Origin of the sequence: Actinomyces sp. HMSC075B09 (assembly GCF_001812395.1) — a bacterium.
GTDB classification, from domain to species: domain Bacteria; phylum Actinomycetota; class Actinomycetes; order Actinomycetales; family Actinomycetaceae; genus Gleimia; species Gleimia europaea.
In genome coordinates this window covers 568,954-591,144 of record NZ_KV808731.1, presented here as the reverse complement: position 1 = coordinate 591,144, position 22,191 = coordinate 568,954, and the positions used below count along the sequence as shown (strand labels likewise).

Below are 22,191 nucleotides of genomic sequence, written 5' to 3'. Positions count from 1 at the left end.
GGTGCCCACCGGTTTAAACCGGTGGGCACCCTACGTTGGTGGACAGATAGCTTTCGATCTACTTGAGGATTCCCTCAATAGTTGTCTGAAGCTTATCTAGCGTCGTTTTAATGTCAGCGTCGTTCAACCAGGTAGCTTCGATGGTCTCTTGGCTAGATGAATCGATAGCAGACCACTCAACAACACGTGGAGGCAACGTACCGTATGCCTTTGCAGTTTCTAGATACTGTTCGCGATGCGGAGCTGCGAGGTAATCTTCGGAGTTCAAAGCCGTATTACTTGCCGGCATGTGTCCCGTCTTAACGCCCCAGACTCCAGTGTTTTCGTAGTAGAACTTAGCAAGCTCAAATGCGGCCCGGTACTGTACAGGATCACCTTGTTCCTGAACGGGAACGGTCCAGACGTGCGAGTTCGCCCAAGTTGCAGGCTTGTCAAATAGCATCGGTGCGTCAGCGACCTCGTAATCAAAAGGCGTCTCAGCTTCAAACTGATTGACTGCCCATGAGCCGTTGTACATGATGGCCGACTCCCCGCGCAGGAAGGCCTGCATGGAAGCATCATAGTCGTGAGTCTTCGCGGTAAATCCTCCTTCAACTAGCTTGTTGACGAGCTCGAGAGAGGTTACAGCTTCCTCACTGTTCATGTTTACTGCACCGCTCTGCGGATCCAAAAGCGTTCCACCCTGCTGATAGATGAAAGTCTCCCACAGGCGCGAAGCCATCGGGTCAGCAGTCATCGCGACATCCAGGAAGTTCTTCCCGGTCTTGTCTTTCACAATCTGAGCATGCTCGAGGAATACCTTCGGGTCTGTTGGAACTTTGTAAACTTCGCCCTCTGCGGCCAAGCCTGCCTCGCGAAGAATATCCATGTTCAGGTGGGAAACCGTTGCGTGCGAATCGAAGGGAAGCGCGTATTGCTTACCGTCATACTCAACCGCTGCAGATGCCGGGTCAGTGTAATCAGAAGTGTCAACACCAATAGATTCAGGAACCTCCATGAGTAGGCCCCTATCCGCGTATTCCGGCAGGTTCGATCCGTGCATTACGGCGATATCAGGCTTTTCCGAACTAGCCAGAGCTGTATTCAACCCGTCGTAGTACGAGTGCCAGGCGGATCCACCCAGCCGCTCAACCTTGATCCCCCAAGGATTTTCAGCTTCGAACTTGTTTGTCAGGATCTGGATAGCTTCACATTCTGTGGTCGCCTTATCCATGTCGGTAACGCCATTGGTGGTTTCGTTACAATCGCCAAAAAACCGTGCCAAGGTTATCGTGGCGCCCTGAAGGTCATCATCTGAAACCTCTGCGATTTTCTGGAGCATGTCCTCGCTAGATCCAGATTCGCCTCCGGATCCTCCCGAACCACTCACACCGCAACCCGTAAGAGCTAGTGAAACAGCGCCCAGCACCATTGCTGGAACACCTAATTTCCTTAACCTCATTTTCCTCTCCAATCTTTCTTGGGTTTGTTACTTTTCTCCAGAAGACATGGACACTCCTCGAATGAGGTACTTCTGGAAGAAAACGAATACAAGTAGCAAAGGCAACGTGCCCACGATTCCTCGAGCCATCAATGAACCTAGTTCCGTTGATTGTGAGAAGGTCCCCTGCAACGATGCAAGACCTGTCGTGATCGTAAACATCGCTGGTTTCGTGGCAGATACGAGTGGCCACAGATAGTCATTCCACGTCTGCACAAATGTGAATGTTGCTAGAGCGATCAGTGATGGGCGGGCAAGGGGCAGCATTACCGAGTAGAAAATTCTCCAGGAAGAAGCCCCGTCAATGCTGGCTGCCTCTTGAATCTCATCCGGAACTTGCGCGAAGAATTGCGTCATTATGAAAACACCTAAAGGAAAGGCAATTCGTGGCAGAATCAGCGCCAAGTAGGTGTTATGCAGGTTAATGTCGCTAAACATCATGAACAGAGGAATGAACATTGCCTCTTTAGGAACCATCATTCCGGCCAGAGTGAGCGAGTAAACCGCTAATCTGCCCGCAAACGGCAACTTCGCAAAGGCGTACCCGGCCATCGCGCATACAACTACCGTGACGATAGTGGTTATGACCGTGACAATCGTGGAGTTTAGGAACCACCGCAGAGTTGCCCCTGTAAGGAACGCATCAGCAAAGTTTGAGAGCGTGAATCCCTGCGGAAGCAAGCTTTGCGAATTGGTTTTTAGAACGTCATTTGGCGTCAGCGCCAAAGACAACATCCAGATTAGAGGGATGAGCCAAATCAGAACGATTAGGATCATCAAAGCGTGGTACAGCACATTAGCTGTGTTTCGCTTAGGGTTTGGCTTCGGCTCGGTTACCTCCGGAGCGAGAGAGAGTGTCTGAGCAGTCATTTCAGTTGCTCCTTTCGCGCGACATGAGGAACTGGATAAGTGAAACAAAGACCATGACTACGAATAGGAAAAGTGACATCGCGGAGGCATACCCCAGGTTCGAATCCCTGAAACCGGTTTGGTAGATGTATCGAACCAAAACATCTGTGACGCCTCCAGGCCCACCATTTGTCATGATGTTCACCTGACCAAAAATCTGGAATGAGGCGATCACCTGGGTAACTACAACCAGTAGCGTCGCGTGCTTCAGTCCAGGCAAGGTGATCGATACAAACTTTCGCCATGGCCCCGCACCATCAATTGCTGCAGCTTCATACAGAGTGGGATCAATATCTTGCAGGCCGGCTCCGAACAGGATCATGTTGAAGCCCACCGTCCACCACACGGTAGTCACAACGATTGCGGCCATTGCAGTGCGTGGATCCGACAGCCAAGCCACTACGCCAACACCTAATGTGTCGGTCAGTTTGGCAACTATTCCTCGCGAGGGGTTGAGCATGTATCCCCAAATAAGGGTGGCTACCGATACTGGAAGGATGTACGGGACAAAAAGGGCTGCTCGGTAAAATCCATTTCCTTTTTTGCCCAGATCAAGCAATAGTGCAAAAGCTAGGCCCAACCCAGCAATGATGGGTGTTGACACGATTGTGAAAACCACCGTGTTCTTGAAGGCGTTCCAAAAGCGCGGGTCGTTCCAAGCCCCGGTGTCTCCCGCGTTAAAGCCGAGCAGAAAGGCAGCTACTATCAGGGAAGCAACTAGCAAGATTTCACCTGAACGAAGGCGATTATTGCGTACTGCCCAAACTGCAGCTACTGCGGCAAGAACTAGAAGTGTTAGTTGCACCCACCAAGAAGATCCAATGCTCCACTCAATTCCGGCGCCGCCAAGCATCTGCTTGTAGTTATCGAATCCCACCCACTGCGGTGTTCTACCAAGTAGATCCCAGTCGAAGAAGCTCATCAGTACCGCCTGGATAACGGGGTAAAGGATGAACGCTATGTAGAAGAGCAGAAATGGAACTGTGAAACCAAAGTTGGTGAACCATCGTCTAATGTCGCGAGCACTACGTGTTGAGGTCATTTTTCAGCTACCCCCACTGCGTGTTCGGTTACCACTCGGGGACGCACTTGAGAATCGTGCGGCTTTGAGCCGGTAATAATCTCTCGAACGGTTTCCTTAGGCAGTTTCGGTTTCCTATCAGGAGTGCAAATCCCGTTTACCTCCTGCGCGGTATCCGTTAGCTGCGTGTAGCAGAAACCGGCCAAGAAAGGTGATTCAAGTAGAGCAAAGACAAGTCCTCTAAAGACCTTCTCGTACTCTTCCTTAGAACCAACCGTCCTGTAACCCCAGTGCTTCGAATTCCCCTCAGCCAAGGCGATTCCTCCGAATTCGGAGACAATGACGGGTTTATCGAAATCCCAATCCGAATCGAGGAGGGTCCGACGCCCTTGGGGACCGATGCCGTTTACGGATTGCCTCATGGCGCTTTCACTCGCGTACGCGCACTGGAGCTGCTCCGGCTTATCCGCGTAATCGTGGGTGGTAACTATGTCCGTAGCGGGCTGTTCCCAACCGTCGTTTGAACTTATTGGGCGCGTGTCATCTACCGCGCGGGTTAGATTCGCCAGCCCCTCCACAAAGGCTCGCTGCCTTACATCGGCGGCTATCTGCGGAACCCCCCAGGATTCGTTTATTGGAACCCAGGTGATGATTGACGGAGACGACCTGTCTCTACGAACTGCACTGAGCCATTCTGTAGAAAGATCAGTCAAAGCACTGTCGTCAAAAACATACGAGGAGGGGAACTCTGCCCAAAGCAAGAGCCCAAGCGAATCGGCCCACGCCAGGTAGCGGCGATCCGGGGTTCTCTCATGAATTCTTGAAAGGTTGAACCCAAGGTCCAAGATAAGTCGAATCTCATCTCGAATGGCTTCAGGGGAGGGGGCTGTAAAGTAACTTTCTGGCCAGTATCCCTGGTCCAGAATTCCCCTGATGTATACAGGCTGGCCATTGATGTGCAGGTAGTCCTCTGACACACTAACGCTTCGGATACCCGCATAAGACACTACGCGATCCACACCGCGGCCAGATTCCAAGGTTAGGAAGAGGTCAATCAAGTTCGGATGCGCTGGCGCCCACAACCATTCTTGTGAATCCATGTTGTTCTTGATTTGCGGAAGAGGAATCACCACATCAAAAACTCGCGTGTTAGGGCAAACCAAAATGTCGGCAATATCGTTGTTCTTGCTCCTGGCCCGAACCGTGAACTTGGTGTTCGCTTCAGGCTCCTTCGACAAAGTGATCTGGCCGATCAGCTGCGCACCTTCAACATCAGAGCGCCAATACAGATCTTCGATAGCCAGCCCCGGGCGAGCTTCTAGCCAAACATCGCGCCAAATTCCTGTACTGCGTTCGTACCAAATTCCATTAATTTCTTTACGCCAAGACTGCTTACCCCTCGGTTGGCTAGCAATAGGGCAATCCTTCGCCCGAACCACCACTTCGAAAGGAGCATCGCCCTCAAGTTGCACCGAGAACGGCGTATAACCTCCGCGATGACGAGCGGCATGTTGACCATTAACCCAAACATCGCACTCATAATCCACCGCTTCGAAGTTTATGAACCACTCCGGACGTTTCAATGAGCTTGTCAGATTCTCAGCTGTAATCGTTCGTTTGTACCAAACAACTTCCGAGTCATTTTGAGCGTCTTGCCACGTATAGCCAGACTTCTTTGACCCCGGTGGGAACGGCACGATAATGGCATGACCAAAGGCATCCGACCTATCGGTTTTATACCACTTCTGATCTAGCCCAACATCATCGGGATCTTCTTGAAATCCCCATTCGCCATTAAGACTGTGCCATTCTTCTCTGCACAGCTGCGGCCGTGGATAGCCGGCTTCTAACCATTTGAAGAAATTGTCATCGTTGACTCTCATATACCGACTATATGCTACGTAGCAAAGACATTTGCCACGTAGCAAACAAATTTTGTAACAATCTGATTACTTTTGTGACGCGCGCCATGTTTATGAAAGAGCCCGGACTCGTATGTGCAAGTCCAGGCTCTTCTGCTTTACCTTGGCAAACCACCTCAAAATCGGTGGTAAACCTCAGTTTTCAAACTAGAAATCCCAGTCGTCGTCCTCAGTGTCTTCGATGTCGCCGATAACGTAAGAGGAACCTGAACCGGAGAAGAAGTCATGGTTCTCGTCCGCGTTTGGCGAAAGCGCAGCGAGGATTGCGGGGTTGACGTCCGTGCTCTCCGGCGGGAATAGCGACTCGTATCCCAGGTTCATGAGGGCCTTGTTCGCGTTGTAGCGCAGGAACTTCTTCACGTCTTCCGTTAGACCTAGCGGATCGTACAGGTCTTCCGTGAACTTTTCTTCGTTCTCGTACAGTTCGTCCAAAAGCTCGAACGTGTAATCCTTCAGCTCGGCCTGGCGCTGCGGCGACGCCTCTGCAACCGCCAGCTGGTACTTGTAACCAATGTAGTAACCGTGCACGGCCTCGTCACGAATGATCAGACGGATCAGATCCGCCGTGTTCGTAAGCTTGGCGTGCGCAGACCAGTACATGGGCGCGTAGAAGCCAGAGTAGAAGAGGAACGACTCAAGCATCGTTGAGGCAACCTTCTTCTTCTCTGGGTCATCACCCACGTAGAAGCTGTTAATGATCCGCGCCTTGTTCTGCAGCTCCGCGTTCTCTTCAGACCAGCGAAACACCTCGTTAATCTCGCTGGTGGAAAGCAGCGTGGAGAAGATCGAGGAATAAGACCTGGCGTGCACGGACTCCATGAACGCAATGTTCGTGAGCACGGCCTCTTCGTGCTGCGTGCGCGCGTCGGGAATCAGCGAAATCGCGCCGACCGTTCCCTGCAGGGTGTCAAGAAGCGTGAGGTTTGTGAAAACCTTATTGGTCATATCCTTCTCAGCGTCGTTTAGCGTACGCCAAGACGGGATGTCATTCGACAACGGAATCTTTTCTGGCAACCAGAAGTTACCCGTAAGCCTGTCCCAAACCTCCAGGTCTTTTTCGTCCTCAAGCTTGTTCCAGTTAATCGCTTCGAAAACGTTTCCTTCAGCCAACTTCAACTGCTCCTTTCACTTGCAACCGATCATGCACGCGTGCCGCGTGACTTCCTTACTATTACTGATTTTTGAGGGCGAAGTAGGTTACCCCGCCGGCCACTGCGCCAAGAGCTAGCCCCTGACGGATGTGTGGCATCTTCTTGCCCGCACGCTTGCGACGCTCGCCGCGATGGAGGATGTAGCGTTCCACAAGCGAGTTCACTTTAAGTGCGGCCGCTACCGCCCCAACGCCAATACCCACCTGCGCAGCCACGGGCAGATCACCGAAGTTCTTCTTCCAGGAGTACTGCAGTTGCGCTCCCGCCTCTTTCACGTCCTCAGCGGTATAACCCACGTGCTTGTAGTAGGCGCCAATCCCACCAAGCAGAGCGCTCTTTGCCACAAAGCGAGTGCCGGATCCGCGCAGAATGTCAGGCATTGCATACCATGCGAATATGGTTAGCCCAAGCACGATAGATTCGGTCTCAACGGGGTTGTCAACGCTCCAGTCGTGCAGCTCGGTCAAAGTCTTCACAACCTCGCTTTTAAAGTCTTGTTCGAGTGCGGCTTGCGTGCTCATGGCTGCTCCTAGCATTCTTAACAACGGTTACGCTCTAGTGTAGTTCGGCTGGCAGACTAGGGCGAGACAAGCAACAGGCTACTTCTGCGCCGCTTTGAAAAGCTTGCCGTCAGGATCCTTTGCGCCAAAGACTACAAATCGTTTTGACGAGGCCTCAGTCAGCTTATTTGTCAGCAGCACAGTAGCTACCGCTTCGGTTTCGCTTGTATCGGCAGGTAGTGGAATAAGGGGACCGCTTGCGGACTCAGCCGCCAAAATGAGGCTGGCTGGGTCGTCTTGCGCGGCAACCGCTGTCACGGAGTTCTTTTCAACTTTCCGCGCGGTTGCAGCGTTTAGGGCAACTGACTTAACGGACCCGCTGATGGAGCTCTTGCGGAACGATCCTGCTACTTCGTCCACCAGCTTCGGGTCTAGCGCACCGATTCCTACAACATAATCCGGTTCTAGGCTTGCAGCGATTTGCTTGGCCTGCTGTACGTGCTCTTTGCTGACCAGGAGCACGGGGCCATCACCCATGGTGCCAGCAATCGCCGCGAGCGCATCCTTGTTCTCGTCGTCAGCCCCCACCAGGTAAACGCGTTTGGCGCCCTTTGAGTAAATGGCCTCCGCAATCAGGTTTGAAGTAGCCTCGGCGGATTCACCCTGCCAGGTCAATAGTTCAACCTGTCCGGTAAGGGCACCGTTGTTGTCACGAGCGGTTTGCGCGAATTCGCGTGCGGACGCGCCGGCTTGTTCAGCCACTCCCTCACCAACAACAACTACGGTTTCGGGGCAAAGTCGCGCGATTTCAAGTAGTGTGCGCTCGCTAAGTTCCCCATTCTTTTCAGTGAAGAGGACGGGGCCGGGACGCTGCGATTTGGGAGCTCCCGCGATGGTTGCGGTGCCGCCATCAACAAACGGGTTGATAAGGTAAACGGTTTTTGCGGACTGATTGAATTGGCGAATAGAAGTTGCAATAGCGGCTTCGCTAGGGGCTTCTTCGTAACGCACCATCTGAATGTCGCCGGCAAAAGTGGTGGAGATGAGGGTTGTGCGCGCGTCCACCGAGAGATCAGGCGCGGCAAGGGCTGGTGTAGCAAGGGAGAGTGGCAGAACAATTGCCGCCCCCATCGCTAGGAGGCGGCTGTTAAAAAGCCTCTTTTGCCTCATAAAACCCCACATTCGCACTCGAACGTTCCAATTGTAGCGGTTTCAACTGGACACGCCAATAGGTGATCAAATCGTAACTATTCATTTTCCTACGAAATGATGCGGCTTACGCGGCTGGAACCATCACAGTTTGCGACAGACTTCGGCGAGACGTCTAGGCAGTTAATCTTCAAGCAGGTTTTGCAGGTGTTGGAACACCGCAGCTCCGTTAGCTCGGAGTCCGTCGTGCTGGTATTCGTTGGTCACCCAGGTGCGAATGCCGGCGAGCTCCGCGGTTTGAAGAGACAGGTCGGTGGGCACAAACATGTCTTCGAAGTAGACGGCTGCGGCTCCGGGTACCTCGTTGTTTGCCAGCTGCTCGGGGTTGTAAACCGGCTCCCAGTCCGTGAAAGCCGCGAGTTCGTGCGCCAATTCGCGCATGGGAGCAAGCGCTGGATCCTCATCATAGATGAGGGGGTACATGTGCTCACCGGTCAGATAAACCGGACTTTCAGCCCGGTAGTCCGGCGCGGGCGCGAACCCTTCAGGGATCCCTGATCCCACCTCGGCTAGCAAGCGCTCAGCCGCCCAATTTGTGGCCTCACCGCGAAGGTCTGGCGTAGCGCCGGCGTAAATCGTCTCGTGCAATACCCCGTACATTGGCGAATCGCCCTGCGAGAGCTGGCGCCCCACCATGTCGAGGAACTGCGTGTTCAGACGCTTCTGCCCGCGCACGCTCACAAACGGACCCTCAAAGAAGTAGTGCAACTGGTCGAATCCGGTGGTGGTTCCGAGCATGAGGCCAAGCATGCGCAGACGGCGGGAAGTCAGGCGCTCCCCCGTTGGCAAAATCTCTTCATGTGTGTCGAGGTGGGTGAGCACGTCTTTCAGCGTTTGCTGGTCCGCCTCGTATCGCTTGAAGTAAACCTCGTTGCGAGCCGCTGTTGCGCGGTAGGTGCGACGGTATATTTCGTCAATGCTTACCAGGCCAGGCAGGCCGCCCGTGTAGTAGACCGCCGAGAGGCCCTCGGGGGCATGGGAAAGGTACGACGTGTTGATGAAGCCACCGTAGGATTGGCCCAGGCTGGCCCACTTCTTGCCGGCGTTGATTTCACCGCGCAGCAGCTCCGCGTCGCGCACCATGTTGTCTGCGCGGAAGTGCTTAACGTAGTTGACCTGGTCTTTAACCGTAGCGAACTCGGAAAGCGTCAGGGCGTCCAGGCGGGTTGAAAGGCCGGTGCCACGCTCGTCCATTAGGATCACCCGGTGGGTTTTCAGCGCCTCACCGATCCAGCCACTGTTGAAGTCGCCGGGGCGCGGCGCACGTCCGCCCGGGCCTCCCTGCATGAAAATGATTGCGGGCTGGTCAGTGTTTGGACCGTTCTTATCCAGCGTCACTTCGCGGGCAAACAGTTCGATCTGACGTCCATTCAGGTCGGAGTAATCCAGTGGCACCTGCAGGCGGTGTTCAGTTACGTGTGCACCGTGCTGAATGTAAGTGTGGCGGCTCGCGCCCTCGCTAGCCGACTTTGAAACCGCACTGTTCACCGAAGCTACCTTCTTTTCTTTCTGCTGCCTGCTTTCTACATGCTTATCGTCTGAGTTACTGGTTTCTTTCACCGTGGTTCCTTTAACGGGCTCATCGAATGAGAACAGCATGTTCATCTCGTTCACAGGCTCTTCTAGTTTTCTTTCCTGGCCGCCGGTTGCGTGCGCTACGTTGCCACTTTTCGAGGACGAGTCGGATTCTTCACCGGACGGACCCACCTCTTCGGACGGACCCGCGTCAACTTCACCCTGGCCGATGCGAGAAAACCCCGGCCCCTCTTTAACCGTTTTCCCGCTTTGGATTGCGGTTGCAGCGCCGCGGGCAAGGTCATCGGCGCGCTCGTTCATGTTGTGATCGTTGTGTCCGCGCACCCACTCGAACTCGACTTTGCGGCCCTTCTTGCGAGCGTATTCAAGTTCTTCGTCCAAAGCTTCCATGATTTCCCGATTAGCTACCGGTTTGCCATCGCCCTTCTTCCAACCCTTACGTTTCCAAGCGAAACGCCATTTAGTGAGGGCGTTAATGACGTACTGCGAATCGGCAAAAATATGCAGGTCTTCTGACGCGCCCCTGGTTTGGCGCAGGAGGTCAAGTACGGCAAGTAGCTCGCCCACATTATTCGTGCTCTCTTCTAGCGCTCCGGCACTCCAGTTTCGCTCGTCCATGTACCAGGCCCAGCCGGCGGGGCCAGGATTTCCCAAGGAGGATCCGTCGGTGGCAGCAATCAAAGTCATACGCTCATTCTAACGATGAAGCCAGACATCCTCGTCAAGCGATGATTACCAGGCAATCGCTCTTTCCTTCCTTACCTATTTCGTATTACGATATTCATATGCGTGAAACTATTGCAGGGAAAGAAGTCACCGAAGAACAGATTGAGAAGTGGGTTCAAGAAGCTGAAGCGGGATACAACGCTACACAGCTGAAGAAACGCGGTCGGCCAGGCCGCGGAGCCGAACCAAGTCAGGTTGTTGCCATCCGTTTCACTGCCGACGAATTGAAACGCATCGACCAACGCGCGGCCCAAGAAAACATCACCCGATCCGCACTGATCCGCGAAGCAGTTCTGGCGTGAAGATTTCACTGCACAACTCGGCACGAAAACACCAAGAACGCGACCATATTAACGATGACGACATTCTCAAGGCAGCAACATTCCCTCTGTGGGTCGCTGCTTTAGATGATGAAAATCCCCAACGAGAACTCAGGCTCGGTTTCGACAACGCAGGAAGACTATTAGAGCTCGTCGTGCTGATCTTTGACAGCGGAAATGAACTCGTTATTCATGCAATGAAGGCTCGGACACAATATCTTGATTTGTTAAATTAGAGCGGGTTTACAGGTTTTAGGAAGTAACATGGCAGACTTTTATGATCGCGGCAATCAGTATCGGGGCGGGCGTGACGGCGGTTTTCGTGACAATCGAGGCCGCGGCGGGTTCCGCGGCGACAGGGGCGGATACCGCGGTAAGCGCGAGTTTGAACGCAAGTCGGGTTCGGATCAGGATCTGATTGATCGGTTCCACGAAATTGATGGCCGCAACTATGGGCAGTACAAGTCCGTGGTTGGCGATTACGATTATGGCGATTTCACTTTGCATATCGACCGCGTGCAGTCCGATCCGTACGCGCCACCATCGCAGTTGCGTGCTACCGCATCGCCGGTGAAGATGGGCATCCCTGAAGATCTGCTTGATACTCGTGAAAAGCGCGTGGCTGTGGCTGATTTCTTGGCGCGCGAGTTTGCGAAGAACAGTGCAAAGACCCCAGAGATCCGCATTGCGCGTTGCGGCCAAGAGATTTTGGAGCGCTCTTACGCATCCGTTGACAAAACCGCGGTTGAGGTGCGATTCCAGTGCCAGTTCCCCGCTCGCGGACGCACAATCATGGGGCGTTCCATGGCGCGTCTTGCAGACGTTGATATTCCGTACACGGTGATGGACACGTTTGATTTTGTTTCCGAGGACGCCGCGCAACACCTAGCTAACCTGCGTCGCCACGTGGAGACGTACGTGGATTACCAGGCGTTGCAGGCCGCACTGGCTGATAATGGTTGGATTGGTTTTGTGGCGAATGAGTCGGTGCTGGCTCGCCGCTCCGGCATTTCGGATTATCCAATGGATGAGGCCGTGCGTTTCACTTCGCCACATTCACTGGAGCAAACCGTGACCTTGCCCCACGCGGGAGAGGTTAAGGGCATGGCTTTGAAGCCGGGAATCACGGTGATTGTGGGCGGTGGTTATCACGGTAAGTCCACGTTGCTGAATGCTTTGCAGCGCGGCGTTTACGCTCACGTGCCGGGCGATGGCCGCGAACTTGTTGCGGTTGTGCCCAGTGCTGTGAAAGTGCGCGCTGAGGACGGCCGGGCGGTCACTTCGGTTGACGTGTCCGCGTTTATTAATGACCTGCCAGGCGGGGCGTATACCGCGGCTTTTTCTACGGAGAACGCGTCGGGTTCAACTTCGCAGGCGGCCTCGATTGTGGAGGCCGTGGAGGTGGGCTGCCCCGTGCTGTTAGTGGATGAGGACACCTCGGCTACTAACCTCATGATTCGTGATGAGCGTATGCGCGCTTTGGTGGCGGATGAGAAGGAGCCGATCACCCCGTTTGTGGATCGCATTGGGGGCCTGGCGAGGGCTGGCGTTTCAACCATTCTGGTTATGGGCGGCTCTGGAGACTATCTGGATGTGGTGGACTTGGTGCTCATGATGGATAGTTATGTGGCGCATGATGTGACGCAGAAGGCGCGCGAGATTGTGGCTGCTCAGCCGCGTGAGCGTATGGACGTGGAGGATTTCCCGGCTGTGAAGCAACGCGTGATGCTCCCGCTTAAGGCGCATGGCGGTAAGGCGAAAACGAAGGCTAAGGGGCTGGACAGCATTTCGCTGGATCGTCAAGATATTGACGTGTCTAACGTGGAGCAGATTGTGGACGGAGGCCAAACGGAGGCAATCGCGTGGGCGATTCGGGCGCTTACCGATGGGGAGCGTGCAACCGCGTTTGACGGCGAAACCACTTTGGCCGATGCTTTGAGGGCGTTGGATGAGATTATCGAGCAGCACGGCCTGGATGGTCTTGGCGGTCCAGAGAAGTCGGCGTTCATGGTGCGGCCCCGCATGGTTGATTTAGCAGCGGCGCTTAACCGTTACCGTTCAATCCGAATCGCTTGATACGTCTTTGTTCGATTTCAGAGGAGCCGCGTTGCGCTGAGTAGTTTAGCGATAGAGGGCTCGGCGGCGCGTAAGTGAGCAAGGCTTTTGATGAGCACGCTGTCCACCTTGTGGATCGTTTAGAGCTGGCTTCGCCCCCCTCGCATGGCATTTGGATAGCATGGCCAAAACCCGTGGCGGGAAACCGTGAACGCCACCTGAATGGTAGGAGTCCAAGTGACGCATATTGATCATTTTCTTGGCAAAGAGTATGGCCGCACTAGTTTTGATGCCAGTATTGCTCCGGCTCTGCGCATCCAGCCGGGAACGGGCCAGACGATTGGTTTTGAAACTGATGACGCTCTTTACGCGGAGCTGCACGACAAGAAGGATTTAAGCCAGTGTGAATCCACGATTAACCCGGTTACGGGCCCGGTGTATGTTGAGGGTGCGCAGCCTGGTGACACGTTGAAGGTGACGATTCGTGACATTCAGTTGAAGGAGTACGGCTGGTCCGTGTCGCTTCCCGGCTCAGGCGCTCTTGCGAGCCGTATGGGTGAGGATGTGTTTTCGCGTCAGATTCCAATCGAGGATGGCGTGGTTAAGCTGACGGAAAACCTTTCAGCTGGGGTTCGCCCGATGATTGGTTGTATTGGTACGGCTCCTGCGGGGCAGCCGGGTTCGACGATCATGCCGAGCTTCCCTTCCGGCGGCAACATGGATCTGACCGACGCGAAGCCGGGCTCTATCGTGTATCTGCCTGTTGAGGTGGAGGGCGCTTATCTTTCCATCGGTGATATTCACGCGATTATGGCGCGCGGCGAATCCTCGTTTGTCGCTATTGAGGCAGAGGGTGTAGCTGTGGTTGAGGTTGACTTGGTTAAGGGGAAGAAGATTCGCGCACCCCGCATTGAGACAGCTGATGAGTGGTGCTTCATCGGTATTGGCCACCCAGTGCAACAGTCGATCACTAATGGTTATGAGGATATGTTCGACTTCCTCACCGTCAATAACGGTTGGGATGAGGGGGATGCTTACGTGGTGATGAGCGCCCTAGCACACTCGGAGCTAGGTGGGCCCACCGGCTCTGAAAACCCTGACCCGCTACACCCCTTCAACGCAGTTGGTGCGGTGACGGTGCATCGCCTACCAAAATCAGTATTAGAGGCGTAAACCTAGTTGCTGTCATGGGGCCTCGACCAACAGGTTGGGGCTCTCTGGCAGATCGGTCTGAGGACCGGATCTTCTTCCGCACCCCTTCGCAAGCAAAAGGCGCGGAGCTTCTGGAATCATCCAGACGCTCCGCGCCTTTGAAGTCAGCCTTTACAGCATGCAGGAAACACAGCCTTCAACTTCTGTTCCCTGAAGCGCCATCTGGCGAATACGCATGTAGTACATCGTCTTGATGCCCTTACGCCACGCGTAAATGTAAGACTTGTTCAAGTCGCGCGTTGAAACCGTGTCCGGGTAGAACAGCGTGAGCGACAATCCCTGATCCACGTGCTGAGTTGCCGCAGCATACGTGTCGATAATCTTCTCCGGACCAATCTCGTAAGCGTCCTGGTAGTACTCCAAGTTCTCGTTCGTCATGTACGGAGCCGGGTAGTACACGCGCCCAATCTTGCCTTCCTTACGAATCTCAATCTTCGAGGCAATCGGGTGGATCGACGACGTCGAGTTATTGATATAGCTGATCGAACCCGTAGGCGGAACCGCCTGCAAGTTCTGATGGAACATGCCGTACTCGCGCACATTCGCTGCCAGCTCACGCCAATCATCAGGAGTTGGCAAGTACACGTTGGACTTCTCAAACAGGCCCTTCACCTTATCGGTCTTCGGCACCCACTCGCCCTCAATGTACTTCTTGAAGTACTCACCCGAGTAGTACTTCGAATCCTCAAACCCAACAAACGTTTCCCCGCGCTCACGCGCAATCTTGTTGGACGCCTTAATCGCCTGGTAAACCACGGCGTAGAAATACATGTTCGTGAAGTCCAACGCCTCTTCAGAACCGTAGAAGATTTCTTCACGAGCCAGGTATCCATGCAGGTTCATTTGACCAAGGCCAATGGCGTGCGACATCTGGTTGCCGCGCTCAATAGACGGGGCAGACGCAATATTTGCAAGACCTGAAACTGCGGTGAGGCCGCGGATAGCCGTCTCAACCGTAAGCCCAAAGTCGGGTGAATCCATCGACTTCGCAATGTTCATCGAACCGAGGTTGCAAGCAATATCCTTACCAACCTTGGCGAACGTCAGATCCTCGTTGTACTCCGAAGGCTCCGACACCTGGAGGATCTCCGAACACAGGTTGGACATAGAGATACGGCCCTTAATCGGGTTTGCACGGTTCACCGTGTCTTCAAACACGATGTAGGGGTATCCCGACTCAAACTGGATCTCTGCGATCGTTTGGAAGAAACGACGAGCGTTGATCTTCTTCTTGTGGATCTTCGGGTTCTCCACCATCTCGTGGTACTTCTCAGTAACCGAAATCTCCGTGAATGGAACGCCGTACACGCGCTCCACGTCGTACGGGCTGAACAGGTACATGTCCTGATTGCGCTTAGCCAGCTCGAACGTGATGTCTGGGATCACCACACCCAAGGAGAGCGACTTAATGCGGATTTTCTCATCCGCGTTCTCCCGCTTCGTGTCCAAGAACGACATGATGTCGGGGTGGTGCGCATGCAGGTACACGGCACCAGCGCCCTGGCGGGCGCCAAGCTGGTTCGCGTACGAGAAGGAATCCTCAAGCAACTTCATTACTGGAACTACGCCGGAAGACTGGTTCTCGATCTTCTTGATCGGCGCACCCGCCTCGCGCAAGTTCGTCAGCGACAGTGCCACGCCACCACCACGCTTCGAAAGCTGCAACGCCGAGTTAATGCCGCGCGCAATCGACTCCATGTTGTCTTCCACGCGAAGCAAGAAACACGAAACGAGCTCGCCGCGCGCCTGCTTACCCGCGTTCAAGAACGTGGGGGTTGCCGGCTGGAAACGACCCGAAAGGATCTCATCCACCATCTTGACTGCAAGTTCCTCATCGCCCTGCGCCAAGTACATGGCAACCATGACAACACGGTCCTCAAAACGCTCCAAGTAACGCTTACCATCAAACGTCTTCAGCGTGTAAGACGTGTAGTACTTGTACGCACCAAGGAACGTTTCGAAACGGAACTTCTTTTCATACGCGTGGTCATACAGCGACTTAATGAACTCAAAGCTGTACTGATCCAGAACGTCCTTCTCGTAGTAGCCCTCTTCCACCAGGTAGTCGAGCTTTTCCTTCAGCGTGTGGAAGAACACCGTGTTCTGGTTGACGTGCTGCAAGAAGTACTGCCTTGCGGCCTTCTTATCCGCATCAAACTGAATCTTGCCATCACGGTCATACAGATTCAGCTGAGCATTCAGCGCATGGTAATCCAGCTCGGGCGGAAGCGCGCTTTCCAACCCCGTGTCAGTCAGATTTTCTGCCAAAATTCTCTCAATCCTTCTTGCACTTTAGAAACATCCTGGCTGGTGCCAAGAAGTTCGAACCGATACATGTGTGGCACACCCAGCTTGCGAGCAATCACATCGCCCGCAAGGCCGTAAGCCTGACCGAAATTCGTGTTGCCCCCCGAAATAACTCCGCGGCACAAATCTCGATTCTCTTTCACGTTCAAAAACTTGATCACCTGTTTTGGAACCGCGCCCTTCAAGTTTCCACCCCCATAGGTGGGAACAATCAGCACGTACGGTTCATGCACATACAAGAACTCATCGCGCGGCAACAGGTGAATGCGCGAGTTCCTAAACCCCAACTTTTCCACAAACCGCTTAGTGTTGTCCGTCGCTGACGAAAAGTACACAAGAAATATGTCCTTGTCCACACTCTTCTTTTCCGACATGGCTTACCTTCTGCTCAACTGCTGTTTTTGGATACTTCTGATTCGAAAGGGTTTCACGCATAGTTAACCCAGCCACCAAATGTGACGGCCGGGTTTGGCTTTAGCCGTTGACTACGAGGGCGGCTTCCTTAGCGATCTTCTTAATCAGATCGGGACGGTAGCCCGCCCAGTGCTGGTCGCCAGCCATAACTACAGGAGCCTGCACGTAGCCGAGCGACTTCACGAACTCAAGCGCATTTGGATCCTCAGTCAGATCGACCTCTTCGTACACCAAATCCTGCTTGTTCAGCGCGCGCTTAGTAGCGTCACACTGGACGCACATCGGCTTGCTGTAAACGGTGATGCTCATGGCATTCTCCTTAACGATTCTTATCTAAGACCCAGACGAATCCGCGCCTTGTAACTACACTCATGTGATTGTACTAGATGTTTAGCCCGTATGTAACTTCTAGACACTATACCTAGTGGTTGAGTTACATCACGACCACAATATGGAGCATTTTTGTTCACCCGAGAAAGAGAGGCTGTGGATGGCCTGACGGCAGTCTGTGGACGTGAAACGGCCCTGTATACGCGGCCTCACCCCCTCTTCATCACTGTCTGGAACCGGCCATAAACAATGGTCTAACAGGGGTAGGACAAACATTTTGAAAGCCTCAAACCAGACGCTGCTGCGCCCGGTCCAGGGCTTGTTGAAACTGTGGACAACAGATATTCACATGCTGTGGAAACTGTGGAGTGGACGGATGTTAAATGCCCTCGAGAATTAGTGCGCTCGGGCGTGTCGCACACTCGTTAACACTCAACGACGTTTACGGCCAGGCCGCCAGCCGAAGTTTCCTTATACTTCGACATCATGTCTAGGCCCGTCTGCCTCATCGTCTCAATCGCCGCATCCAACGGAACCGTGTGACGCCCATCTCCCCACATGGCCATACGCGCCGCATTAATCGCCTTCACAGCCGCAATCGCATTGCGCTCAATACAGGGGATTTGCACCAAACCCGCAACCGGATCGCAAGTGAGGCCAAGCGAATGCTCCATCGCGATCTCCGCCGCATTCTCCACCTGGGGAGCGCTGCCCCCAAACGCCTCAGCCAAACCAGCAGCCGCCATTGCCGAGGCCGAACCTACCTCACCCTGGCAACCCACCTCGGCGCCCGCAATCGAAGCGTTCGTCTTAATCAGCGACCCAATCGCCGTGGCCGCCAGCAAGAACTTGCGGGTGGCCTCCAAGCGGTTCACCTCGCCCTCCGGCGTGAAATGCCACAGGTACCCAAGCACCGCAGGGATCACGCCAGCCGCCCCATTCGTTGGGGCCGTCACCACGCGGTGACCCGCCGCATTTTCCTCATTTACCGCGAGCGCATACAGGTTCACCCAATCCATCGCCCGCAGCGGGTCGTCCTCACTACACGCCCACTTATCACCCTGCGCGGGGCCGGAACTGCGCCCGCCCAGGCTCTTAAACAGGTTCGACGCGCGCCGCTTCACCCGCAGGCTACCGGGCAGAACGCCATCGGTATTACACCCTGCCTCGACGCATTCCTCCATGGTTTTTGCAATCAAATCGAGGTAGGCGTCCACGTCTTCGCGCGAGCGCGCGGCCTCCTCGTTAGCGCGAACCACATCCGAGATTGACAAGCCCTCGCGCGCGCAGGTCTGCAACAGAGCCGAGGCCGTGGTGAACGGGAAAGGTGCGGCAGTGGCGTGCAGCTGCGCCGCTTGCGGCGTGGCGAGAGCCCGCACGTCTGGCCGCTGCGGATCATCGGACAGGTCTTCCATCACAAAACCGCCACCAACCGAATAGTAGGTGCGCGAGAACTCCTTGCCATCACGCTTCGCGGTAAGCGTCAGAGCGTTCACGTGATAGGGCAAAACAGTGAACGGTGTCATCACGATCGGCTCCATGCGGGCCTCGCACCAACCGCCCAAAAGACTGACCACACCCGTGCCTTCCACACGTTGCGAGATTGACGTGACCACCTCGCCCGGAACGGTATCCGGCATGTAGCCCTCCAAGCCCAGCAACACTGCGCGGTCGGTGGAGTGGCCGCGGCCCGTGGCACCCAGCGAACCGAAAAGCTCCGCGTGCACCACCTGCGGCCTGAAATCCAGCTCGTAAAGCTCCTGCGCGAACGCTTGTGCTGCCCTCATCGGCCCAACCGTGTGCGAAGACGAGGGACCCACGCCAATGCGGAACATGTCGAACACGGATAGGGGGCGCACCGAATCCTCAACATCAATCAAACCGGAAATCATGCCAGCAGGGCTTGGCCCATCCACGTGGGCCGGAGCGGCAGAAGGTTCAAAAACCATCGGGTTCCTTGAGCTAAATTAGGTTTTACGAAATACCAGCGAAAGCGGGCACATGCACATCCTACGAGATTTACACGCAAGCACTGATCTTAAAACGGTCGCTATCGCGGCTGCCATGGATATGGAGACCGAACCGCTCCTTGACCTCACCAGCTTTGGGCCAAGCGTTGACATTGCGGGCCAAAACTGGCGTGTAGGCGTTTTTGAGGGGGAGGCGGGGCCACTCCAACTTTGTGTTATCACCACGGGCATTGGCCTGGCTAACGCCGCGAGCGCGGCCGCCCGAGCGCACCTGGTTTTTGGAGAAAACTTGTGCGCATACATGTGCGGCGGCACCACGGGTGGCCTGGGCGCGCAAACAAGTGTGCGAGATGTTGTTGTGGGTACTGCCTTCACCTACTCGCGGGCCGATGCCACCGCCTTTGGCTACGCGCCCGGGCAGGTTCCCGGCATGCCCGAGCAGTACTTCGCGGATCCGGCACTGGTAGAGAAAGCTCGAACCGCCCTCGCGAATGAAAACTCGCCCGGCGATCTTTCTGCGGCTGACCGTCCTGAAGACTGCGATCAATCTGAGGATTCTAACTACCTCCAGGGCACGGGCAAGGTTTGGTTTGGCCAAGTGACCTCCTCAGACGCTTTCATCACCGCGGCAAACGTGGAGCAAATGCGCGAAACCTTCCCCGCCGCCCTCGGCGCCGACATGGAAACCACGGCGGCCGCCCAGATTTGTGCCCGCGCCGGCGTGCCGTTCATTTCTGTGCGGGCAGTCTCGGACCTTTGCGGACCCGCCGCCAACCAAGACTTCCACATCGACGGCGAAGTAGCGGCCGCAATCAGCGCCCAGGCCGTGCGCGCACTGGTGGCGAGGCTTTAGCTCGCAAGACCTGCGTATACCGCCGCCGTTGCTAAATCGCGTAAACCATCCTGGCGCAAGCCCGGCCAACCCCACACCTGGCCGGTCAGATCCGCAGGCACCGCACCAACCCCTGCCGCCGCGCCCAGCAACGCGCCCGCCAGGCAAGCCACCGTGTCCGTGTCCCCGCCCGCACGCACCGCGGAACTGACCCCCACCCAAACCGGGTTCAACTGCGCGTTGCCGCGCTGCTCCCACTCGGCCACCCGGACAGCCGCCAACACGCGATCCATCACCGACACCGCATCCAAACCAGCGCCCAACCCAGACGCTACGCCCGCATCATCGCCTCGCACCATCGACAGCAAGAACGCTTCGTCCTCGCCCGCCACGCCTGCAACGCCAAAAATGGGACATTCTGATCCCAGACTGCCGATTCCATCCAAAACATTTGCAACTGCCGCATACCAGTCCAGGCATTCTTGCCATGGCTTTCCTGGCGCAAAACCCGCGAGCGCCCCGCGTAGCGACTGCGCGTACGAGGCTGCCAGCAAAGCGGTACGCGGATCCGGCGTCACCATGCGCACAACCTCTAAACTCACCCGGGTGCACTCGCGAGAATCCAACGCCGCAGACAGTGCCACCGGCACCATGAGTGCAAACACCTCATTGCCAGCCACGCGTGCACGCGGACGCAAACTCTCCCAACGAGCACTCGCCGCAGCCACCAACCGGGCAGCGCCGGGCGGCTCGCCCTGCTCCTGCTCAATCCGCCCCCGCAAATGCGCTGGAGCAAGCGAAGGCTGATCCGCCCACTGCAAAACCGCCTGCAAACCCGGAGCCACCTGCACCGGATGCGAGCGATACCAAGCCATCAATCGCACAGCCAACTGATCTAGCGCCACCTGCGAACCAAGCGGGCTCTGAGCAGCTACCTCCAGCCCCAAAACAGCCAGCTGCACGTCCGCGCCCCACTCGCCCTCATCAAACTGACCGCTACGTCCTCGCAAATCTAACCGCTGCGCGTCCGTAGGTGGAGTGGCAAGCTCCCACGGCACGCCGAGGGCAGACCCAACGGCCATCGCTGAAACCGCCCCCACCGCCGATAGCGCTACATCCGAATGTTCACGTCGCACGCGCACTAGCCTGCCGCGATGTGGGGTGGGCGCGTCTAACTCACTCACGCTCCAGCCACGCGTCAGCAAGAAGCTGGAAAGACCGACGGCGAAGCTCAGGATCCCACGCGTAAGAGACAACAATCAACTCGTCCACACGGAACTGCTCCACAAAACCATCCAGGTACTCCACCACATCGTCAGGCGAGCCCACCACGGCCGTCGTGTTCAAACCTTGCGCTGCAACGTCATACTGCAAGGCCGCATTAGGCTTCGACAGCGGCTCATTCTTGCCCTTGCTGAGCCCATCCTTCCAATCCGTGTAAGAGGTGAACAGGTAGTTTGCCTCCTCCCGAGTTGGTGCCACCAGCACATTCACGCCCGCCATGAAGACCGGGCGATCCACCTGGACCGTAGGAGCCTCCGCGTTAAAGTTCGCGCGGTACGTCGCTACCGCGTTACGCAAGTATTGAGGTGCAAAATGCGACGCAAAACTGTAGGGCAAGCCCAGCGCGGCCGCCACCTGGGCGCCACCGAGCGAAGATCCGAGCATCCACAGCGGAACCTCGGTTCCCTCACCTGGGATCGCCAAAATCCTATTGCGGATCGAGGCGGGATTTGGAGACAGCCCGAACGCCGCGGCCTCCGCTCCAGCAAGACCAAAATCGTCAACCGGGCTCGGCTGGAAATACTGCACCAGCTGGGCCACATCGACACTGAAATCATCCAACTGGCCGCTTCCGCGCCGCAGAGCCGAGGCCGTCACCGGATCGGTGCCCGGCGCGCGGCCAAGCCCCAAATCAAACCGGTCACCATAAATCGTTGCGAGCGTACCGTAATACTCCGCGACCATTAGCGGCGAATGGTTTGGCAACATCACGCCGCCCGCACCCAAACGAATCGTGGAAGTGTGCTCCGCTGCGCGCGCCAACAACAACGAGGTTGCCGACGACATAAACAAACGAGAACCGTGGTGCTCCGCCATCCAATACCGGTTGTACCCCGCACTCTCCGCAAGGCGCGCCAACTCAAGCGAATCATCCAGCGCCCGGCGTCTACCCAAACCAGCAGAAACCGGCGACAAATCCAAAATAGAAAGTGGAACACGCATAACTAATCCTCCAATACCTGAAAGCTTACCCATGCCCAGCAAAAGCCACCCGGCAAACGCAAATTATGCCT

At 55.6% G+C, this 22,191-nt stretch carries 19 protein-coding genes; 5 read left to right on the top strand and 14 right to left on the bottom strand.

The window, feature by feature from the left end; all coding sequences use genetic code 11:
- Nucleotides 1-58 precede the first annotated feature (58 nt).
- The 8 genes from HMPREF2854_RS03520 to HMPREF2854_RS08630 form a co-directional block, all read right to left on the bottom strand.
- Nucleotides 59-1,441, bottom strand: a complete 1,383-nt coding sequence (locus tag HMPREF2854_RS03520; RefSeq protein WP_070619014.1) for an extracellular solute-binding protein — start codon at nucleotides 1,439-1,441, stop codon at nucleotides 59-61.
- A gap of 27 nt (nucleotides 1,442-1,468) precedes the next feature.
- A complete protein-coding gene (locus HMPREF2854_RS03515) occupies nucleotides 1,469-2,350 on the bottom strand; it encodes a carbohydrate ABC transporter permease (protein WP_083309358.1) in 882 nt (293 codons plus the stop codon).
- 1 nt (nucleotide 2,351) lies between these two features.
- Nucleotides 2,352-3,431, bottom strand: a complete 1,080-nt coding sequence (locus tag HMPREF2854_RS03510; RefSeq protein WP_070619011.1) for a carbohydrate ABC transporter permease — start codon at nucleotides 3,429-3,431, stop codon at nucleotides 2,352-2,354.
- Nucleotides 3,428-5,293: a glycoside hydrolase family 2 protein gene (locus HMPREF2854_RS03505; protein ID WP_070619009.1), complete on the bottom strand. Its 1,866-nt coding sequence runs from the start codon at nucleotides 5,291-5,293 to the stop codon at nucleotides 3,428-3,430. The genes HMPREF2854_RS03510 and HMPREF2854_RS03505 overlap by 4 nt, the downstream gene beginning before the upstream one ends.
- Before the next feature lie 186 nt (nucleotides 5,294-5,479).
- Nucleotides 5,480-6,442 carry a class 1b ribonucleoside-diphosphate reductase subunit beta gene (gene nrdF, locus HMPREF2854_RS03500; protein ID WP_034508967.1) on the bottom strand — a complete coding sequence of 321 codons (963 nt, stop codon included), beginning with the start codon at nucleotides 6,440-6,442 and terminating at the stop codon, nucleotides 5,480-5,482.
- 61 nt (nucleotides 6,443-6,503) lie between these two features.
- Nucleotides 6,504-7,004 carry a hypothetical protein gene (locus tag HMPREF2854_RS03495; RefSeq protein ID WP_070619006.1) on the bottom strand — a complete coding sequence of 167 codons (501 nt, stop codon included), beginning with the start codon at nucleotides 7,002-7,004 and terminating at the stop codon, nucleotides 6,504-6,506.
- Nucleotides 7,005-7,082: 78 nt separating this feature from the next.
- Nucleotides 7,083-8,153, bottom strand: coding sequence for a hypothetical protein (locus HMPREF2854_RS03490; protein WP_148130884.1), 1,071 nt, complete (start codon nucleotides 8,151-8,153; stop codon nucleotides 7,083-7,085).
- A gap of 162 nt (nucleotides 8,154-8,315) precedes the next feature.
- Nucleotides 8,316-10,415 (bottom strand): alpha/beta fold hydrolase, encoded by a 2,100-nt coding sequence (locus HMPREF2854_RS08630; RefSeq protein WP_083309357.1) that lies wholly within the window; start codon nucleotides 10,413-10,415, stop codon nucleotides 8,316-8,318.
- A 98-nt stretch (nucleotides 10,416-10,513) separates the two neighbouring features.
- On the opposite strand from HMPREF2854_RS08630, the gene HMPREF2854_RS03480 reads away from it, so the two are divergent.
- The 4 genes from HMPREF2854_RS03480 (at nucleotide 10,514) to HMPREF2854_RS03465 (ending at nucleotide 14,002) form a co-directional block, all read left to right on the top strand.
- The gene (locus HMPREF2854_RS03480) at nucleotides 10,514-10,756 is read left to right on the top strand and encodes a ribbon-helix-helix domain-containing protein (protein ID WP_186822478.1); all 243 of its coding nucleotides are present in this window, start codon (nucleotides 10,514-10,516) and stop codon (nucleotides 10,754-10,756) included.
- Nucleotides 10,753-11,010: a toxin gene (locus HMPREF2854_RS03475; RefSeq protein ID WP_148130883.1), complete on the top strand. Its 258-nt coding sequence runs from the start codon at nucleotides 10,753-10,755 to the stop codon at nucleotides 11,008-11,010. Before HMPREF2854_RS03480 ends, HMPREF2854_RS03475 begins: the two co-directional genes overlap by 4 nt.
- A gap of 28 nt (nucleotides 11,011-11,038) precedes the next feature.
- Entirely contained in the window at nucleotides 11,039-12,850 is a 1,812-nt protein-coding gene (locus tag HMPREF2854_RS03470) for an ABC-ATPase domain-containing protein (RefSeq protein WP_083309356.1), read from the top strand.
- Between the two features lie 216 nt (nucleotides 12,851-13,066).
- Nucleotides 13,067-14,002 (top strand): acetamidase/formamidase family protein, encoded by a 936-nt coding sequence (locus HMPREF2854_RS03465; RefSeq protein ID WP_222563160.1) that lies wholly within the window; start codon nucleotides 13,067-13,069, stop codon nucleotides 14,000-14,002.
- 150 nt (nucleotides 14,003-14,152) lie between these two features.
- Here the strand turns inward: HMPREF2854_RS03465 and nrdE are convergent, their stop codons facing one another.
- From nrdE to HMPREF2854_RS03445, 4 genes are all read right to left on the bottom strand, one after another.
- On the bottom strand, nucleotides 14,153-16,309 hold the full coding sequence (gene nrdE / locus HMPREF2854_RS03460; protein WP_070618996.1) for a class 1b ribonucleoside-diphosphate reductase subunit alpha: 2,157 nt from the start codon (nucleotides 16,307-16,309) through the stop codon (nucleotides 14,153-14,155).
- Nucleotides 16,294-16,722 carry a class Ib ribonucleoside-diphosphate reductase assembly flavoprotein NrdI gene (gene nrdI / locus HMPREF2854_RS03455; protein ID WP_070618993.1) on the bottom strand — a complete coding sequence of 143 codons (429 nt, stop codon included), beginning with the start codon at nucleotides 16,720-16,722 and terminating at the stop codon, nucleotides 16,294-16,296. Before nrdI ends, nrdE begins: the two co-directional genes overlap by 16 nt.
- A gap of 100 nt (nucleotides 16,723-16,822) precedes the next feature.
- Nucleotides 16,823-17,071, bottom strand: coding sequence for a glutaredoxin-like protein NrdH (nrdH, locus tag HMPREF2854_RS03450; protein WP_034508458.1), 249 nt, complete (start codon nucleotides 17,069-17,071; stop codon nucleotides 16,823-16,825).
- Between the two features lie 446 nt (nucleotides 17,072-17,517).
- Nucleotides 17,518-19,041: an L-serine ammonia-lyase gene (locus HMPREF2854_RS03445; protein ID WP_070618990.1), complete on the bottom strand. Its 1,524-nt coding sequence runs from the start codon at nucleotides 19,039-19,041 to the stop codon at nucleotides 17,518-17,520.
- Nucleotides 19,042-19,093: 52 nt separating this feature from the next.
- On the opposite strand from HMPREF2854_RS03445, the gene HMPREF2854_RS03440 reads away from it, so the two are divergent.
- Nucleotides 19,094-19,915, top strand: a complete 822-nt coding sequence (locus HMPREF2854_RS03440) for a 5'-methylthioadenosine/S-adenosylhomocysteine nucleosidase (RefSeq protein WP_070618987.1) — start codon at nucleotides 19,094-19,096, stop codon at nucleotides 19,913-19,915.
- On the opposite strand, the gene HMPREF2854_RS03435 is transcribed toward HMPREF2854_RS03440, so the two are convergent.
- Both HMPREF2854_RS03435 and HMPREF2854_RS03430 read right to left on the bottom strand, forming a co-directional pair.
- A complete protein-coding gene (locus tag HMPREF2854_RS03435; protein ID WP_070618984.1) occupies nucleotides 19,912-21,078 on the bottom strand; it encodes an ADP-ribosylglycohydrolase family protein in 1,167 nt (388 codons plus the stop codon). The two genes, HMPREF2854_RS03440 and HMPREF2854_RS03435, sit on opposite strands and share 4 nt — an antisense overlap.
- Complete coding sequence (locus HMPREF2854_RS03430) at nucleotides 21,071-22,120, bottom strand: LLM class flavin-dependent oxidoreductase (RefSeq protein ID WP_070618982.1); 1,050 nt, start codon at nucleotides 22,118-22,120, stop codon at nucleotides 21,071-21,073. The genes HMPREF2854_RS03435 and HMPREF2854_RS03430 overlap by 8 nt, the downstream gene beginning before the upstream one ends.
- Between the last annotated feature and the right edge of the window lie 71 nt (nucleotides 22,121-22,191).

Bases quoted from the DNA above. Each gene is read 5' to 3' on its own strand.
- HMPREF2854_RS08630 (WP_083309357.1), bottom strand. From the start codon at position 10,415: ATGACTTTGATTGCTGCCACCGACGGATCCTCCTTGGGAAATCCTGGC.
- HMPREF2854_RS03515 (WP_083309358.1), bottom strand. From the start codon at position 2,350: ATGACTGCTCAGACACTCTCTCTCGCTCCGGAGGTAACCGAGCCGAAG.
- nrdI (WP_070618993.1), bottom strand. From the start codon at position 16,722: ATGTCGGAAAAGAAGAGTGTGGACAAGGACATATTTCTTGTGTACTTT.
- HMPREF2854_RS03440 (WP_070618987.1), top strand. From the start codon at position 19,094: ATGCACATCCTACGAGATTTACACGCAAGCACTGATCTTAAAACGGTC.
- HMPREF2854_RS03480 (WP_186822478.1), top strand. From the start codon at position 10,514: ATGCGTGAAACTATTGCAGGGAAAGAAGTCACCGAAGAACAGATTGAG.
- HMPREF2854_RS03430 (WP_070618982.1), bottom strand. From the start codon at position 22,120: ATGCGTGTTCCACTTTCTATTTTGGATTTGTCGCCGGTTTCTGCTGGT.
- HMPREF2854_RS03470 (WP_083309356.1), top strand. From the start codon at position 11,039: ATGGCAGACTTTTATGATCGCGGCAATCAGTATCGGGGCGGGCGTGAC.
- HMPREF2854_RS03510 (WP_070619011.1), bottom strand. From the start codon at position 3,431: ATGACCTCAACACGTAGTGCTCGCGACATTAGACGATGGTTCACCAAC.
- nrdH (WP_034508458.1), bottom strand. From the start codon at position 17,071: ATGAGCATCACCGTTTACAGCAAGCCGATGTGCGTCCAGTGTGACGCT.
- HMPREF2854_RS03495 (WP_070619006.1), bottom strand. From the start codon at position 7,004: ATGAGCACGCAAGCCGCACTCGAACAAGACTTTAAAAGCGAGGTTGTG.
- HMPREF2854_RS03520 (WP_070619014.1), bottom strand. From the start codon at position 1,441: ATGAGGTTAAGGAAATTAGGTGTTCCAGCAATGGTGCTGGGCGCTGTT.
- HMPREF2854_RS03490 (WP_148130884.1), bottom strand. From the start codon at position 8,153: ATGAGGCAAAAGAGGCTTTTTAACAGCCGCCTCCTAGCGATGGGGGCG.
- HMPREF2854_RS03445 (WP_070618990.1), bottom strand. From the start codon at position 19,041: ATGGTTTTTGAACCTTCTGCCGCTCCGGCCCACGTGGATGGGCCAAGC.
- HMPREF2854_RS03505 (WP_070619009.1), bottom strand. From the start codon at position 5,293: ATGAGAGTCAACGATGACAATTTCTTCAAATGGTTAGAAGCCGGCTAT.